The organism is Pseudomonas lactucae (genome assembly GCF_036688725.1).
Classification (GTDB): domain Bacteria; phylum Pseudomonadota; class Gammaproteobacteria; order Pseudomonadales; family Pseudomonadaceae; genus Aquipseudomonas; species Aquipseudomonas lactucae.
Genome location: NZ_JAQQPT010000027.1, coordinates 44,119 through 60,379, shown reverse-complemented (window position 1 = coordinate 60,379; position 16,261 = coordinate 44,119). Strand labels below are relative to the sequence as shown.

Sequence of the window (16,261 nt, the reverse complement as noted above, 5' to 3'; positions counted from 1 at the left end):
CAGCGTTGAATTACAGGAAGAAATCCATGCGGAAGTAGATCGGCGCTTCGCGCTCGGTCAACACGCTGGGTCTTTCTAACGAATGGGCAAAGGTCACGCTGGTGCTGACATGTTTGCCCCGGGCGAACAGTTCCAGGGAGTTGCTGGACACTCGGCCATGGACGTTGTCGTTGTAGCGATCGTTGCTGATCACACCCTGGTCGTAGCCGACGCTGGCGCCGTATTCGGCGAACGCAGGGCGCATCCAGTCGAGGGTCACCGGGCGCGCCCAGCGCACTTCGTTGCGCCAGTAGCCGCCGCTGTCGCCGGTCAGTTGCTGGTCCTTGAACCCACGCACCGAGGCCGAGCCACCCAGGCTCATGCGCTGTGGGCTGAACAGGACGTCTTCACTGCGTTGGCCGGTCGCCAGGCTGCTGAAGCTGAACGACTCGCCCCACAGGCTGAATGGCTGCAGGTAGCTGACCGTGGCGGTGTACTTGCGGTAGCGCGAATTGGGCTGCCGACGACCCAGCGAGTCACGCTCGTCCTGGGATTGGGCATCGAGCAAGCCGATGCCGTTTTGCATGCCCAGGTCAAGGTTGACGAAGGCATTGCCGATGCGTCGCCCGTGGTTGATGCCCAGTTGCAGTTCGCTGAGGCGGTTGCTGCTGGGCTCGGTGCGTACGTCGAGCACGTAGTTGTTGGTGCGCAGGTGCGACAGGCCGACGTTGACCGAGGTCTTGCTGACGTCGTCGCGGTGGATGACCCGCTCGGCGCGCAGCTGGTGGTTCTCGTTGTCGCCATTGAGCTTGAATTTGGAGCTGTCGGTCTGGCCGTACGTGCGGTAATCGCTTTCGTTGTAGGTGTAGCTGAAGTTCCACCAGCCCCACGGCACGTTGTAATACAGCATGCTGTTTTGCGAGGTTTTCTGGTGGTCGCTGACAGCGTCGTGGCCGCCGCGCAGCATCAGTTGGTCGCCCAGCCCCAGCGGGCTGTCCCATTCCAGGCCCGCGCCCCACTGCTGTTCGCCGGTGCTTTTCTGGCCGTCGTTGTTGCGCGACAGGCTGGCGCGCCAGGGTTTTTGCGGCACGTTCTTGACCACGACTTCACTGCCGCCGATCTGGGTGCCGGGCATCAGTTCCATTTGCGCCTGCTTGGAGGGCAGGCGGTTGAGCTGGTCCACCAGTTGCTCGATTTCGCGCAGGTTGAGCGCCTCGCCGATCTTGCCGGGAAAGGCCATGGCCAGTTCGCGGTCGGTCACGCTGCTGCCCTCGGCGCTTTTCAACGCTTCGAGCTTGCCTTCGACCACCAGCACCTGCAGGTGACCGCTGGACAGGTCCTGTTGCGGCAGGTAGGCGCGGCTGGTGACGCGGCCCTTGGCGATGTAGTGGTCGGTGATGACCTTGAGCAGTTCATTGAGCTGCGCCACGCCCAGGCACTGGCCGACATAGGGTTTGAGCAGGCGCGCGCGGTCGGTGGCGGACAGGCTGTCGGCGCCCTTGAGTTCGATGTCCTGGATGGGGAAGCAGCGGGTGTCTGCCGGCGTGGCCGGGGCCTCGGGCTTGGCCGCTTTGCCGGGCAGATCCTTAAGTTCCTGCAGGCGCCGCTGCTGCTCTTCGAGCAGGCGGTTCTGGCGGTCGCGGATCAGGTCCTGATCCCCGGGCGTGGGGGCAGCCATGGCACTGTTTGCGCCCATGTAAGCGAGCAGCAACGTGCAGAGCAAATACCGAGTCCGTGGCAATAAAAAAGACATATTCGGTCCGTCGAAAATCAAGGGCCGCGAAACTAACATTGAACTTGCGCCAACCCAAGAAGCCGGGTTAGTTGCACAGCCGTACCTGTTATTCTCGCAACCTGTTGATTAATAACAACAAATAATTATCAAAAAGACGGACAGCCTGATACTCGAAGTATTATTCCGACAGGCGGCAACTCTTTTGATAGCGATTCGTCGGAGAACTTGGAATAGCCATTATTTAGCCATCAAGTTGCTTCCGAGATAGGTTAGTACCGGGAAAGACAGAAAAGTTCGCGGCGCTTTTGTGAATTGGGTCCCACTTGTCGACATTCATCTTGAAGGGTGAGTGGAGAACCAAAATGTGCGAGGGGGCTTGCTCCCGATAGTGGTGGGTCAGTAGATATCTACGTGACTGATTCACCGCTATCGGGAGCAAGTCGAATCGTCGCACCGCCCCTCCCACATTGGATTGGGTTTACAACCTTAGCTGACGTCTTTTTTATCAGGCACCAGGCTCAACCCTGGCTTTTCCACATCACGGGAGACATGGGCTTTGACTTGCGACACGCCGCCGTCTTCGTCGTTATGGATTACCAACACCCCCGGCCGGCGCAGTTGCTCCAGGTCGCCTTCAGCCAGCCTGAAACTCTCGTTCAGGTTCTGGTCGCTGAGGGCCTTGGCCTCGGCGCGCCGTTGGGCGAATTTGCGCCCCTTGCGTTGCTGGTAGCGCGCCCAGGTCACCAGGATCACCGCGTTGAACAGCGCAATCCACAAGTAGATCTGCAACGTGTTGAGCGCCGCGAAGATCGGCGCCTCGATGCGCGGGCCACCGTGGGTCTCCAGCATCGAGGTGATCCCACGCGCCAGCAGCCAGATCAATCCGGCCCAGGCCATCAGGGTCAACAGCACATCGATGATCCACATCAGCGTACTTTGGCGAGTTCTGACCAGTTTCATGATCACGCCTCCTCTTCAACGGGTTTGATACCGCGATCCGGGCTGACCCAGCGCGCGCGCTTCTGATGCTGGTTGAACAACACCTTCGGAAAGCTGACCAGGGTGGTAAACAGGCTCACCAGCCAGAACACCATGGGGTACCACACGGTCCAGAACAGGGTTTTCCACAGGTCTTTTTCGTAGCGACGGTCGATCATGATGCTCACTGCAAACTGCACCAGACACACCATGGCCAGCACCAACCCGGTAAAGGCCGGGGGCATCAGGGAGTCCACGGCAATCGCCGGCGGCAGCACCACGAATTTGCCCACGCCCCAGAAGATCACCGACAGCATGAAGGTGAAGGCCCAACCGGTGGACAGGCAGTATTCGAACAACAGCGGCCACAGGTAGCGGTGACGCCATTGCCAGATGCCGCGGATGTTCTTGAACAGCACTTCGGCGCCGCCCTGGGCCCAGCGCAGGCGCTGCTTCCACAGGCCGCCGACGGTTTCGGGCATCAGGATCCAGCACAGCGCGCGCGGCTCGTAGAAGATGCTCCAGTGGTCCAGCTGCAGCTTCCAACTGACATCGATGTCCTCGGTGATCATGTCGGTGCTCCAGTAATCGATGCGGTCCAGCGCCTTTTTACGGAACGCCACGACCACTCCCGACACGGTGAAGATCCGTCCGAACACGCGCTGGGTTCGCTTGATCAAGCCGATGATCGAGGAGAACTCGCCCACCTGCACGCGGCCGATCAGGGTCGAACGTGTGCGGATGCGTGGGTTGCCGGTCACGGCGCCCAGGCGTGGGTTGTCGAGCATCGGCGCGACCAGGTAGGCCGCCGCGTTCTTGTCGAGCAACGCATCGCCGTCGATGCACACCAGGTATTCACTGCGCGCGGCCACGGCGCCCATGCGCAGGGCCACGGCCTTGCCCTGGTTCTGCGCCAGGTGCAGCACGCGCAGGCGGGGGTGCTCCAGCGCCAGGGCATCGAGTGCCGCGGCGGTGTTGTCCTTGGAGCCGTCGTTGACCGCGATCACTTCGATGTTCGGGTACACCTGGCCCAAGGCGGCCGCGATGGTGTCGGCCACATTATCCCCTTCGTTGTAGCAAGGGATGATGATCGAGATCAGCGGGTTGCCGGCCAGCGTCGGCGCCGGGGTGTCTTCCGCCCAGGGCCAGTGGCGCTCCCAGTGCAGCCAGAAGTACAGGCCGCCGGCGATCCACAACGCCGACATGAACAGCGGATAGAAAAACACGAAGTCCATCAGGAACTGCCCGGTGACCAGGAAGATCAGGCCCAGGGGCACACCCAATACCAATGCCAACACGAATAAAGCCAGGATTCTGTCAAACATGGTCAAGGGTTCCATTGGTTGGAAAGGGCCGGACGCACAGTCTTTAGGTCCGGAGAGTTTTCCAGGAAGTTGTCCGGGTAATAGCCGAAGCTGGTGACGCCCTGGCGCTTGAGTACGCCCATCCATTCGGCCAATTGTTCAGCGCTGATGTCAGGCGCGGCTTTGGTGCGCCAATCCTTGGCTTGCAGTTCAAACACTGTGCGTTCGAGCGCGCCCCGTGCCTTGACCGTGGCCACCAGTTTTTCCAGCCAGGCATTGGAGGTTTTTACCTCCTGGCCTTCCATCAACGGCATGGCCATCGGCGCGGTCCAGTCGTAGGCCTGGAGGAAGTCATCGAGGTTCTGCGCGAACCAGGTTTCGCTCTGCGGATTGAGCATCGGCTCGGCAAAGATATTGCGTGCGGTCAGCACCTGCGGGCCGCGGATGGCGCGGACCTTGGCGGTCAACTCGTGGGTGAAGTCGATCAGGTAGCGGCTCTTGAAACGCGTCCAGCGTTGCATCACCGCCGGGTCCGCGCGCAGCGCCGCAATGGTGTCGGGCAAGCCATTGGCGGCATAGGTTTTCAGCGCGGCGGGGCTGGCGTCTTCGAAATCGTTGAACACCGCATCATCGTGGTAAAGGATGCCGTCGATGGGCCCTACGCGTGCCAGGTCTTCATAGATCTCGCCGATGATCTGTCGCACCTTGGGATCAAACGGCGACAGGCGCTGGTACTGGTCGGGGTCCAGGCCGATGGCGCCGGTCTTGGGGTCCCACCGCGTCACGCGGGCCAGCTTGGGGTCGAGGGCAAAGCTGAGCACCGGCATCCAGGCGTATACGCTGGCATGGGCGCGGGTGCGCAGTTGCCAGGCGACGCGGTTGAACAGGTCGGCCCGCATCGGCAGGTGGCGGTTGGGGAAATACAGGGAATGCACCAGGCCGTCGCCCTTGGGGTCGGCAAAGGCTTGCAGGAACACCGTACCGGCGCCCATGTCCACCACCCGCTGCACCAACTGGTCGAGGTTGCGCGCCTGTTGAGCCGCGTCGGGGTCATAGACGTTATCCAGGTCGACATGCAACACCCGCAACGGCGCTTTGGCCTGCACGGCGACAATGCTGTTGGCGAAGTGCTCGCCATCCGGGTCGGAGGCGACCAGAAAGCGCGGGCTGCTCATCAGGTTGCCGAGGTCGTCGAGGCCGTCTTCAAGGGTCAGGGCCATTTCGTAACCCTGCGCTCCGACCACCGCCAGCGAGGTGCCGTCGGCCGCGCCGTACGGCCACACCCATACCCGAGGCGCCTTGCCGGTGACAGCCCGGATTTTGTCGGAGATCGCGACCACGTCAGTGCGCATGCGCGCCTGGAACTGCGCTTCGCTTTCGTAGCGCTGGGTTGCCGGATCAAACCGCCGGGTCGTCGCCGCCGGCTCCAGGTTGCCCTGGGGGTTGGCCAGGATGCCTTTGTGATTGGCATCGGTGTGCGCGGCGATTTCCACCAGGCCCGACTGCGACACTTCGCGTATCTGCTGCCAGGTCAGGAAGTCACCGCGTGGACGTGGTGTACCGGCAAAATCCACGGGTTGGTTGAGCGGCGTATCGATCCAACTGCCCACCGGCGCGAGCAGGGCCGGCCAGCGGTAGGCGCGCAGGATCGGCATCACACGGGTGTAGAAGCTCGAATAGCCGTCGTCGAAGCTGAGCATGACGGCTTTGGGCGGCAGCGCGGGGCCGCCACGGCGCGCGGCCAGGATCTGGTCAACGCTGACGGCCTGGTAGCCGTTCTCGCGCAGCCAGGCCAGCTGTTCGATCAAACGTTCGGTGCGCACCGCCACCACGGCCTGGTCGGGGTCGCGGTCCGACACGTCGTGGTAGGCAATGCCCAGGAAATGGTTCTTCGGCCACACCTGTTCGTTGGCCGGTGTCGGCCGCTCGGCGGGTGGAGTGAAAGGGGCGGGTTGCTGGGCGCAGGCACTGGCCAGCAATACACCCAGAACCAACAAGCAACGGCTGAGGAAGGTCATGGTCAGGCTCTTTTAGAAACGGTAAGTGAGGTCGACGAGCAGGCGCAGATCGCGTTCGCGATCGCCGTCGTAAGGTCGGCTGATCAGGCTCAGGTTCGCGCCGACGTCCAGCACGTCGTTCCAGCGAAAGCGTTGGCCGTAGCCCACCAGAGCCATGCCGCCCGTGGAGTAATCCTTTTGACTGTAGGTACCCGCGCCGAGCTGGAACTGTTGGCTCCACTGGGTCTCGTAGCGGTGGTAGAGCACATGATTGACGGTGACAGTGGGCAACACGGTCAGGTCCGACTTGGGGTTGAAGTACACCGTGTCTTCCTTGCTGTTGCGGCTGGCACCGACTTCAAGGCCCAGGTCGACTTGTACCTTCGGCGAGCTGTAAATGCCTTGACGGCCGGTGAGCAACGCTTCGAACCGGTCGTTGCCGTCGCTGAAGTGGGATGGGCTGAGGGTCAGCTTCCACTCGCGGCTTTCGTTGGCGCGCCAGCGGATGAAACCACTGCCGCCGTTGGCGGTGATGTCGGCATTCAATGCGCGCAACGGCGTGGTGCTGAGCAGGTAGCCGAGGCTGCCGCCGTATTGCCAGTTGTCGTTGATGTCGCGGGCAATCGACACGCTGGCGCCTTGTTTGGAACCATGGCCATAGGAATGGTTGGACACTTCGGCTTCCAGGGTCATGTCGCGTGTGCGCCGTTCCACACCCACGCGCTGCCAGCGGTGCTGGCCGGTGCCTTCGGAGAAGTCGGCGGTGGCATAACCGGCACCGGCGAACAGGCGCCAGTCTTCATCGATGGGCGGCGTGTAGATCACGCTTTCGATGCCCCAGTCACGGCTGCCGGCAACCGCACCGGCATCGTTGTCACTGCCGCCGCCGTAGCTTTTACCGGTATAGGCCTCGACGCGCAGTTCGGCCATGTCGTGCACATCGCGCAGACGCTTGAGACGCTGCACCTGGCGGCTGTCCGGGTTGCGGGCGACCACATCGTCGGTCAGTACATCCATTTGCCGCCACTCTTGCAGGTCCATGGCGGTGTACGCCTGGCTGATCTCCAGAGCGATGTCGCGCGGCACCTGGGATTCGGTTTCTTTCAGCACGCCCTCGGCGCGCCGTGGCAGGTCGCGGGCGCGGTACATGTCGGCCTGGGCCAGGCGCAGGCTGACGTTACCCGGGGCCTTGGCCACCAGCGCTTCCAGGCTGGCTTCGCTGCCCGGCAGGTCGCCGCCGGAAACGCCGGCCTGGGCCGACAGTTGTTGCGCGTCCATCCACGCATCGTTGGGGTTGCCGATAGGCAGGCCCTTGAGTTCGACGCGAGGGTTCTGGCTGTTGGCGAGGCCCTTGGCGACCTCATTGGCCTCCTCGCCTTTATCGCTTTCCTGCAAGGCGTAGAACAGCGCGGTGGTGTCTTCGACCCGATCATCCGGTTCGGCGTCGGCGGCGCTCAGGGCCTGGCGATACAACGGCTCGGCTTTTTCCGGCTGGCGTTGGTCGAGGTACGAGGCGGCCACCCAGCGCACGGCGTAAGTCGGCAATTGCACGCCTTCACCCTTTAGAACTTCGTACTCGCGGATCACGTCGGCGGTACGCGCGCGGGCCTTGAGCGCGCCCAGGCGGTCGATGCGCCAGCGCACCACGTCATCCTGGGCGGTGGCGTCGGGGGTCCAGCGGGCGAGCAGCGTGTCGTAGTCCTGGAGCGCTCGATCAGCGATAACGTAGCGTTCCTGTTCGCTGCGCGTGGCGAATTCGGCCATGCGCACACGTTCAGCGGCGAGGTCACCTTCCAGGCGGCGCTGGGTGACCGGGTCGAGCAGGCCGGGCTGCTTGGCCGACAGGCGCAATGCCGCTTCCGGCAGACGGGCCTTTTGCAGGGCGATGATGTATTCGCGAGCGACCTCGGGCTTGTCGCCGGCGCGGATAAACGCCTGGTCGAATTCAAACAGCGCATCGTAGTTCAAACCGGCGCGGGTCAGTGCGTAGCCCAGGGCCATGCGCCGGTTGGGGTCGTCCGGCTTGGCGGCCACCAGCGCGCGAGTACGTTGCACCGCCTCGGTGGCCTTGCCGCCGTCGGCCTGGGTCAGGGCCAGGCCCAGCTGCAGGTCGGTGTTGTTCGGTTCGCGCAGCAGTGCCTGGCGATACACCGCTTCGGCCTCGGCCCACTGCTTCTGGTTGCGATAGGTACGCGCCACGGTGGCGAGCGCCTGGGTGCTGAGGTTGCGATTTTTACCCTGGGCCTCGTACACCTTCAGCACTTCAGCGTCCTGGCCGGCCCAACCGGCGATCACCAGGTGATCGCTGATCTGGCCTGGCGTCTGGCGTTCGGCCGACAGCTGGCGCAATTGGGTAAGCGCGGGCGTGAAGTTGCCGTTGCGCGCCTGAATGATCAGGGCGTCGTAGGCCGGGTCGGCCATGGCGAAGGTGGGTATCAGCAGTTGGCTGCATAAAGCGGCCCCGACGAGCAGTCGCAACCGGCCTGATGCACTGAGTGGTAGGTTTCGCAACATATCGTGAGCTTCCTTACACACGGAAAGCTGTAACGATAGGTGATCCTGAGCGAAGCGCTCAGGGTGCCGGCGTCTAATGACCCGGCCTAGCTTTCCTGTGCGAACTATCTCTCAGGAAAGTAAGAAGAAATTCAAATCAGAACAATTGTTCAGAATTGGCTGACAGCTTTTTTGCGCTACGCAAAAACAAATGTGGGAGGGGCGGCTTGCCCCCTCCCACATTTTGACTGCAGTTCAAGCAGCCTCACTCAGAGGCCGGATGTTGAGGCGTTACTGCCCGCCGCTCATCGCACCGACTTTGCCCATGACAAAGCCAATGAACTGCTCAACGGTCATCTTCTGGCCGTTGAAGATCACTTCATTGTTGGCGTAGTGCAGCTTGGACACCACATCGCTGCCCACCAGGGTCGCCAGCTGAGTGCCAACCGCCATGCCGCTGACCATTTCGGCCGCCATCTGGGACTGCTGCTCGATGGCTTTAGGGTCGGTCACGCCACCCAACTGCGCCTGCAGGGCGGATACGTCGGCGATCATCGGCTTGGACAGGCTCAGGTTGGCGTCGAGCAGCGACACCATTTGCTTGCCCAGTTCAACCGGCGGCAGCTCCATGGAGGCCGGCTTGGCCAAGTCCACCAGCAGGTTGAATTTGCTTTCGCCGTGGGTGGTTTTCAGCGACAGGTTTTCCAGGGCCAGGTGCGGCTTGGCGGCCAGTACCTGGTTGACGTTGGCTTCGGCCAGGGCTTGCTCGGCGTCGGTCAGTTGCAGCTCCGGTGCCGGTTCGCCCGCGGCGGCGGCGGCTTGCACCGGCTGCATCTTGTCCTGGTACAGCTTGGTCAGCACCAGCATCGCCGGAATGTCGATGTTCTTCATGCTCAAGGCCATGGCGGCCGAACCCACAGGTTTGCCCTGGTAACCGATCTCGTCGATTTTGTAGTCGACGCGGCCGGCCAGGTTGTTGTCCTTGGTTTCGCTGGAGTCTTTCTGTTCGAAGCCTTTGAAGCTCAGCACGGCTTTCTGCGGGCCGAAGGTGAACTTGCTGTCGCTCAGCTCAATGGTGTTCTGCCCGGTGTAAAAACCGAAGGTGGATTTTTCCAGGTTGCTGGCGATGGTCAGGCCCGCCAATTCGGCTTCGAAGGCTTCGCCATTGGCATCCACGGCGGCGACCTTGAGGCTGTTCATGAAGCCATCGGCCTTGACCTTCTGGCCTTCGGCGGTGCCGTCGAAGTTCATGTTGGCGCCGGAGAAGCTTACCGACGACTTGTCATCCTTGAACTCCAGCGGCAGCAACTCGATGTTGCCGCTGACCGAACGGGTATAGCCGATGTTGGCCACGCCCTTGAGCGGCGACACGTCCTTGGCGGCGGCGAACCACTTCTCGGTGGTGGGGTTCTTTTCCAGCGCATAGTGACTGGTAGCCATGACCGGCAGCCATTTGAGCGTGACCAGGCGCGAGACCGGCAGCGGGCCGTGCTCGATATGGTCGACGAAAAGCAATTCGGGGTTGGGGTTTTCCGCGCCGAACACCGAGCCCTGGCCCTTCAGGCGGTAGTGAGCGGTGCTGCTGAACACGCCACGGTCCAGGGAAACCAGTTCCAGGCTCAGCGTGCCATCGACCCCGGCCATGGAAGTCTGCAGTTCCTTGTTGGCGTTCTGGATCGCGGTTTGCAGCACCGGCTCCAGTTGTTTACCGGTGTACCAGGCGCCGCCTGCACTGACGACGCCAACGGCGACCACAAAACCCAAAAGAACGACTGCTGGCTTATTCATGAAGTGACCTGATCAAATCCTGTGAGGAGTGGGCTGTCTTCCTTGAACCCCGGATGAGGTTGGCTCAAGCCCGCCGAAAAGCGGGGGAAGATTAGCACTGGCGGCCACAAACGGCCCAGCCTTTCAGAGGGATCAGTTCACGACTAGTTCACGAATACTCCAGTTCGATTTCATCCAACTGGTGATCGAAACTCTTCAAACGCGCCGTCCAGGTGTACACCAGCACCTCGAATTCGCGGTGTATCACCGCGTTGCCAGGGGTGTCGGCCTTGGGGTCGCAAAAATCCAGCTGGTAGCGCTCGCGGGCCATCTGCGTGGCGACGTCGGACAATTCCCGCGCATTATTCAGCCAATGCCGACCGTCGGCGACCTGCTTGTCGAGCACGACGCACTGCTTTTTCAGGACTTCGAGGCTTTTTTCCAGCGGCGTGCCCGTGAGGTCGCCCATGACTTCCTGGAAGGTGCGCCCCGGCTGCCAGTAGCTGCCCCAGAAATAGCGATCGAACACGGTTTCGACTCGGCGCAGCGCAACCTTGGTGTCCCAGATCGCCACGCGGGTCTTGCCTTGTTCGAGGAGTTTTTTCTTGACCCGTTGATTCTGGTAGGAGGCCCAGGCGACGACGCCGATGGACAAGGTGCCGATCACCAGACAGGCACTGTCGAGAAACACCATGGCCTTGTCGAGTTGATGGGCAAGCATGACGCCATAGAAATACGCGGCCGATAACAGCACCAGTGCGAAGAGCACGCACCAGAAAGCGGGAGCATAAGGGTTTTTCATTATTGGAATCCCCATGAGCAAACGCGAGCAGTGTCAGGCAGGCCATCACCGGGCCCACCTGTCAAAGCATAGCCATTGGCTCAGGGTTTGCTGGCTGCAGAACCGTGCGTTCGTCCGCTTTCCCAACCGCCGCCCAGAGCCAGGAACAAATCGATCTGGCTCATGGCAACCTGGGTGTTCGCCGCCGCCAATTGCGCGCGCATCGCCGTGTAGGTGCGGGTGGCCTGCAGGTCGGCGAGGAACGACTCGCGGCCGGCCTGGAAGAACCGGTGGGTCTGGTCCGCGGCTTGCCGCGCCGATTGCTCGGCGTCGGCCAGCGCATCACGGCGCTGCAACATGGCGGTGTATTGCGCAAGGCCGGTCTGGGTTTCGCGGATGGCATTGAGCACCACGCCGTCAAAATGCGCCAGGGCGCCCTGAGTCGCGGCTTCGGCTTCGTGAATACGCGCACGCGCGCCGTTGGTCGGCACAGTCCAGCTGATCATCGGGCCGAAGCCCCAGCGGTTGGTGGCCGGCTGGCCGAGGTTGTCGAGCAGGCCGACGGTGCCCACGGTGGCACCGATGGCGATGTCGGGGTACAGCGCGCCGGTGGCCACGCCGATACGTGCGGTGGCGGCGGCCAGTTGGCGTTCGGCCTGGCGCACGTCGGGGCGGCGCTTGAGCAGCGCGGCACCGTCGCCCACCGGCAGCAATTGGGCGATGTGTGGCAGCTCGGCGCAACTGCCGGTGCCCGCCGGCAGTTGGTCCAGCGGCTTGGCCAGCAGCATCGACAGGCGGAACAGCCCGGCCTGGCGCGCCGCTTCGTAGCGCGGCATGTCGGCGCGCAGGGATTTGTACTGGGTTTGCGAACGGGTGACCTGGGTTTCATCGCCTCGGCCGGCGTCGCGCAGGCGTTGGGTCAGGCGGGTGCTCTGGGCTTGCAGGTCCAGGGATTGGTTGGCAATCGCCAGCTCTTCGTTGGCGGCGCATACCTGGGTGTAGGAGCGCACCACATCGGCGACCAGGGTAATACGCGCGATATCGGCGGCGGCCTGGGCCGCGTCGGCGCTGGCCTGGGCGCTTTCGATGCCGCGTTGCAGGGTGCCGAACAGGTCAAATTGGTACGAGGTGGTGATGCCCAGGCTACCGATGTTATCCACCGGGACTTTGTCCGCCAGCAAAAACGCTTCGCCGGACTCCTGCAGGCGCTGTGCTTCAGCCTTGGCCCCGGCGCTCCAGCCGCCGGCGGACTCGGCTTGTTGCGTCTGGAAACGCGCCCGCTGCAAATTGGCGGCGGCCACGCGCAGGTCGGTGTTGGAGGCCATGGCCTGGCGCACCAGTTCATCCAGGCGCGGGTCTTGGTAGAGCTTCCACCAATCGGCGGGGACCGGCGCCGACACCTCATTTTTACCGTCCAACGGCAGTGGCCCTTGCAGGTCGGCACGGTTGACCGCGGCGGTGTCCGGCACCTGGTAATCCGGCCCTACCGCTTGGCAGGCCGACAGCAGCAAACCCAGCGCAGCGGTGGCCAACAGCTGCTTCATGGCTGGGCTCCGTCACGGGGTTTGTCGCCAATGATCGACACGGTGGCCGTACGCCCGGCGATCATGCGAAAGTCCGCCGGCACCTCGTCGAAGGCGATGCGCACCGGAATTCGCTGGGCCAGGCGCACCCAGCTGAACGCCGGGTTGACGTTGGGCAACAGGTTGGAGCCGCTGCTGCGGTCACGGTCTTCGATACCGGCGACGATGCTTTGCACATGACCGTGCAGGCGCGCGTTGTCGCCGATCACGCGGATATCCACGCCCATGCCGACGCGGATGCCGTCGAGTTTGGTCTCCTCGAAGTAGCCGTCGATGTGGAACGAGTTGCTGTCCACCACCGACAGCACCGGGTGCCCGGCGGTGACGAACTCCTGGGTACGCGGCGCGCGGTCATTGACGTAACCGTCCACGGGGCTGCGGATCACCGAGCGGTCGAGGTTGAGTTGGGCCGAGTCCACCGTCACCTGCGCTTCGGCCAACGCCGATTGAGCGCGGGCCACGCGGGACTGGCTTTCTTCCAGTTGCTCGCTCGGCACCAGGTTGCCCAGGCCACGGTTACGCTTGTACTCGCGCTGGGCCTGGGCCAGGGTTTCCTGGCGGTCGGCCACGGCGGCCTGGGCCTGGCGCAGGGCCAACTTGAAGCGGTCCTGGTCGACGGCAAACAGCACCTGGCCCTTGCTTACCAATTGGTTGTCATGCACGTCCACGCGCTGGATCAACCCGGACACGTCCGGGGCGATCTGCACGATGTCGGCACGGATGTGCCCGTCGCGGGTCCAGGGGGCAAACATGTAGTACATGACCATGCGCCACACCACGACGACCGCGAAGCTCACGATCAACAGCGTCAGGACCACACGGCCGATGGTCAAAAAAGGTTTTTTCATGTCATCAGATATCGACTGAGTGAGTCCACCGCGCCCAGCAACAGCGCGTAGAGCCCCACATTGAACAATGCCCGGTGCCAGACCAGGCGATAGAAGTGCATGCGCGTCAACAGCCCGTGCACCACCAGAAACAACCCATACGTAATGCCCATCAGCACCAGCAACGTGGGCAGGAACACCCCACTGATATCCAGATCACCGATCATAAAGGCGCTCCATCGGGCAGCGGCGCTTGCATCTGTGTGCCGTCAATAAATTCGACACCAGGCAACAGCGCCAGGCGCAGGCCCGCCAACGCATGCAGCAGGTGCAGGCGGGTGTCGTCTTCGTCTTGCAGGCCCTGGCCGTTGAGCGCGCGGCGCGTGCGGTCGAGGGTCATCAGCAGACCGCTGGGCGCGGGCAAGCGTTCACCCGCCTTGAGGCACGCCTTGAAGTAAGCGCCGACGCCCTCCACCACTTGGTTGAGCAACACCCGTGGCACGCCGAGGATGCGCGGCGAGTAGGCCAGCAAGTCGAGCAGGTTCAGTGCCACGCGCAAATCGCGCAGGGCAATGCCGGTGTCTTGCCCGGTGAGGGCCAGGCGCGGCAGGTGCTGCATCAAACGGTCGAGCATTTGCACGGCCATGTGCCGATGTTCGGCCAGGGTCGCGGGTTCGGTGAGACCGACAATGTCGCGCCAGCTGAAGCGGGTCAGACGCTTGGCCGCCAGTTCCGCGCCGAAAGGCCGCGCGACCAGGGTCCACACAAAGGCAAACAGCAAACCCACCGGGCCGGCCAGGTTGACGTTGGCGAAGTTCAGAAAGTCGGCATCATAGGCACCCTGGATGCTGATGAAAGACGAGGTGTTCACCAGCGTCAGCAACATGCCCAGGTAAAATCGCGGCTGCACGGTGAGGGTGCCGATGCAGATAAACGGCACCGCGAACGCCAGCACCAGCATCGGGAAATCGTGCAGGTTGGGCAGCACCAGGAACAGGTACAGGCTGGCGAACAGCACCGACATGGCGGTCCAGAAAAAGAACCGATAGATCTGCGGCGCCGGGTCGTCCATCGAGGCGAAGAAGCTGCACGCCACCGCCGCCAGGATCACGGCGCTGCCGCCGTCGGTCCAGCCCAGCAGAATCCAGAGTACCGAGGCGACGATGATCGCGCTGACGGTGGAAAACGCCGAGTAGAACATCAGGCCACGGTCGAGGAACGGCGTGAGCCGGCCCAGGCGCCAGTGGCGGTACACGGCGCGCCAGGTGTCCTGGCTTTCGCACTGAATGGCGGCTTGCAGGCTGCGGCAGTCTTGCCACAGGTCGATCCACTCGCCCAGGCGGTACAGCGCATTGGAGAACAACAAGGTGTGGCGGTCGTCCAGCGCATCGACTTGGGGTTGTTGGGCGTCGACCTGATCACGCAGGGCGCGCCAGCGGTCCAGGGGCGCGCTTTGCTGGGTGTCTTCCAACCATTGGCGGGTGGCGTCCAGGAGCGGCGTGAGGCGCTCGATAAACTGCGGCGCGCGGTGTTCGATGGCGTACAGCGCATCGTCGAGGGCATCCACCACCGGCAGCAGATGGATCATGCGCCCACGCAGTTCCTTGGTGTTACGCACCGTCTGCGGCCGCGCGCCTTCGTGCGGCAACTGGCCGATCATCAATTCGAGGGTGTTGAAGGTGGCGACCATGCCGCTGCGTAAAGCGCTGACTTCTTCAGGCTCCACGTTGCGCGTCAGAAAACGTTGGCTGTAGACCTGCGCATCGGCAAACCACTTGGCCACCGAGCCATCGAACACCGGCATCAGGCGCCGTGGCCAGAACATCGCGCCCACCACGGCGGCGACCGCGATGCCGAGGAAGATTTCTTCGGTGCGCGCTTCGGCCACGTCCCACACCGCCAGGGGGTTATCCACCACCGGCAGGGCGATCAGCGGCAAGGTGTAGCCGGCCAGCATCAACGCGTAGTTGTTGGCGGTGCGCAGGTGCATGGACAGAAACAGCAACGTGCCCGTCCACAACGCAATCACCACCACCAGAATGTACGGCGACTGCACGAACAGCGGCACAAAAAATACCGCTGCCGCCGCGCCCATCAAGGTGCCGATGGCGCGGTACAACGCCTTGGAGCTGGTCGGTCCTACAAACGGGCTGGAAACGATGTACACCGTGGCCATCGCCCAATACGGACGCGGCATTTGCATGAGCATGGCGATGTACAACGCAATCATCGACGCTGCGAAGGTCCGCACCCCATAGAACCAATCGCGGGCCGGCGGAAAACCACTGAAGAATCCGCTCACAGCGTCGCCGCCTCAAAAGCCCGCAGCACACGCAGCGCGGCTTCCATATCGGCGGGCGCAATGTCCGCCAGCACTTCACGGCGCAGGCGCACCAGTTGCGCTTCCACCGCCTGCACCAGCTCACGGCCACGCGCGGTGAGGCTCAAGGCCTTGGCGCGGCGGTCGTGGATATCTTCGGTGCGGCACACATAGCCGTCGGTGCACAACCGGTCGAGCAGGCGCACCAGCGACGGGCTTTCCATGCCGGACGCCTGGGCCACTTTCACCTGGTGCACACCGTCGCCCAGGCGCCCGATCATCAACAGCGGCACGGCGCAGGCTTCGGAAATACCGTAGCTCACCAGCGTGCTCTGGCAGATCTTGCGCCAGTGACGGGCGCCCACCACCATGCTGCTGCTGAGGTTCATCTGGAGTTGTTCGAGGGATTGAGGCATTGGATAGCTTGCATACAGTTAGTTTGCTAACTATCAATATGATGGAGGGTGGTTGTGTCGTCAAGTTTTGAAACAATTTCT

General features: G+C 62.8%; 12 protein-coding genes. All 12 read right to left on the bottom strand.

Annotated features, from left to right (window positions below):
• Positions 1-10: 10 nt before the first annotated feature.
• The 12 genes from V6M90_RS26050 to V6M90_RS25995 all read right to left on the bottom strand — a co-directional run bounded on the left by V6M90_RS26050 (position 11) and on the right by V6M90_RS25995 (position 16,153).
• Positions 11-1,732 (bottom strand): ShlB/FhaC/HecB family hemolysin secretion/activation protein, encoded by a 1,722-nt coding sequence (locus tag V6M90_RS26050; RefSeq protein WP_332847347.1) that lies wholly within the window; start codon positions 1,730-1,732, stop codon positions 11-13.
• A gap of 468 nt (positions 1,733-2,200) precedes the next feature.
• A complete protein-coding gene (pgaD, locus tag V6M90_RS26045) occupies positions 2,201-2,674 on the bottom strand; it encodes a poly-beta-1,6-N-acetyl-D-glucosamine biosynthesis protein PgaD (RefSeq protein ID WP_003170895.1) in 474 nt (157 codons plus the stop codon).
• Positions 2,675-2,676: 2 nt separating this feature from the next.
• Positions 2,677-4,017, bottom strand: coding sequence for a poly-beta-1,6-N-acetyl-D-glucosamine synthase (gene pgaC / locus V6M90_RS26040; protein WP_003170894.1), 1,341 nt, complete (start codon positions 4,015-4,017; stop codon positions 2,677-2,679).
• A gap of 2 nt (positions 4,018-4,019) precedes the next feature.
• Positions 4,020-6,014 (bottom strand): poly-beta-1,6-N-acetyl-D-glucosamine N-deacetylase PgaB, encoded by a 1,995-nt coding sequence (pgaB, locus tag V6M90_RS26035; RefSeq protein ID WP_003170893.1) that lies wholly within the window; start codon positions 6,012-6,014, stop codon positions 4,020-4,022.
• 12 nt (positions 6,015-6,026) lie between these two features.
• A complete protein-coding gene (gene pgaA / locus V6M90_RS26030) occupies positions 6,027-8,507 on the bottom strand; it encodes a poly-beta-1,6 N-acetyl-D-glucosamine export porin PgaA (RefSeq protein ID WP_332847346.1) in 2,481 nt (826 codons plus the stop codon).
• 270 nt (positions 8,508-8,777) lie between these two features.
• Entirely contained in the window at positions 8,778-10,274 is a 1,497-nt protein-coding gene (locus V6M90_RS26025; RefSeq protein WP_332847345.1) for a YdgA family protein, read from the bottom strand.
• 148 nt (positions 10,275-10,422) lie between these two features.
• A complete protein-coding gene (locus V6M90_RS26020; protein WP_026067299.1) occupies positions 10,423-11,055 on the bottom strand; it encodes a hypothetical protein in 633 nt (210 codons plus the stop codon).
• An 80-nt stretch (positions 11,056-11,135) separates the two neighbouring features.
• On the bottom strand, positions 11,136-12,578 hold the full coding sequence (locus tag V6M90_RS26015) for an efflux transporter outer membrane subunit (protein ID WP_332847344.1): 1,443 nt from the start codon (positions 12,576-12,578) through the stop codon (positions 11,136-11,138).
• A complete protein-coding gene (locus tag V6M90_RS26010; RefSeq protein WP_078731011.1) occupies positions 12,575-13,465 on the bottom strand; it encodes an efflux RND transporter periplasmic adaptor subunit in 891 nt (296 codons plus the stop codon). The genes V6M90_RS26015 and V6M90_RS26010 overlap by 4 nt, the downstream gene beginning before the upstream one ends.
• Positions 13,462-13,671, bottom strand: coding sequence for a DUF1656 domain-containing protein (locus V6M90_RS26005; protein ID WP_003170885.1), 210 nt, complete (start codon positions 13,669-13,671; stop codon positions 13,462-13,464). Before V6M90_RS26005 ends, V6M90_RS26010 begins: the two co-directional genes overlap by 4 nt.
• A complete protein-coding gene (locus tag V6M90_RS26000; RefSeq protein ID WP_332847343.1) occupies positions 13,668-15,746 on the bottom strand; it encodes an FUSC family protein in 2,079 nt (692 codons plus the stop codon). Before V6M90_RS26000 ends, V6M90_RS26005 begins: the two co-directional genes overlap by 4 nt.
• Entirely contained in the window at positions 15,743-16,153 is a 411-nt protein-coding gene (locus V6M90_RS25995) for a MarR family winged helix-turn-helix transcriptional regulator (protein ID WP_003170883.1), read from the bottom strand. The genes V6M90_RS26000 and V6M90_RS25995 overlap by 4 nt, the downstream gene beginning before the upstream one ends.
• Positions 16,154-16,261 lie beyond the last annotated feature (108 nt).

What these genes read in the sequence shown, in the direction of transcription:
- pgaD (WP_003170895.1), bottom strand. Translation starts at nt 2,674, where the DNA reads ATGAAACTGGTCAGAACTCGCCAAAGTACGCTGATGTGGATCATCGAT.
- V6M90_RS26005 (WP_003170885.1), bottom strand. Translation starts at nt 13,671, where the DNA reads ATGATCGGTGATCTGGATATCAGTGGGGTGTTCCTGCCCACGTTGCTG.
- V6M90_RS26020 (WP_026067299.1), bottom strand. Translation starts at nt 11,055, where the DNA reads ATGAAAAACCCTTATGCTCCCGCTTTCTGGTGCGTGCTCTTCGCACTG.
- V6M90_RS26010 (WP_078731011.1), bottom strand. Translation starts at nt 13,465, where the DNA reads ATGAAAAAACCTTTTTTGACCATCGGCCGTGTGGTCCTGACGCTGTTG.
- V6M90_RS25995 (WP_003170883.1), bottom strand. Translation starts at nt 16,153, where the DNA reads ATGAACCTCAGCAGCAGCATGGTGGTGGGCGCCCGTCACTGGCGCAAG.
- pgaA (WP_332847346.1), bottom strand. Translation starts at nt 8,507, where the DNA reads ATGTTGCGAAACCTACCACTCAGTGCATCAGGCCGGTTGCGACTGCTC.
- V6M90_RS26015 (WP_332847344.1), bottom strand. Translation starts at nt 12,578, where the DNA reads ATGAAGCAGCTGTTGGCCACCGCTGCGCTGGGTTTGCTGCTGTCGGCC.
- V6M90_RS26050 (WP_332847347.1), bottom strand. Translation starts at nt 1,732, where the DNA reads ATGTCTTTTTTATTGCCACGGACTCGGTATTTGCTCTGCACGTTGCTG.
- pgaC (WP_003170894.1), bottom strand. Translation starts at nt 4,017, where the DNA reads ATGTTTGACAGAATCCTGGCTTTATTCGTGTTGGCATTGGTATTGGGT.
- V6M90_RS26025 (WP_332847345.1), bottom strand. Translation starts at nt 10,274, where the DNA reads ATGAATAAGCCAGCAGTCGTTCTTTTGGGTTTTGTGGTCGCCGTTGGC.
- pgaB (WP_003170893.1), bottom strand. Translation starts at nt 6,014, where the DNA reads ATGACCTTCCTCAGCCGTTGCTTGTTGGTTCTGGGTGTATTGCTGGCC.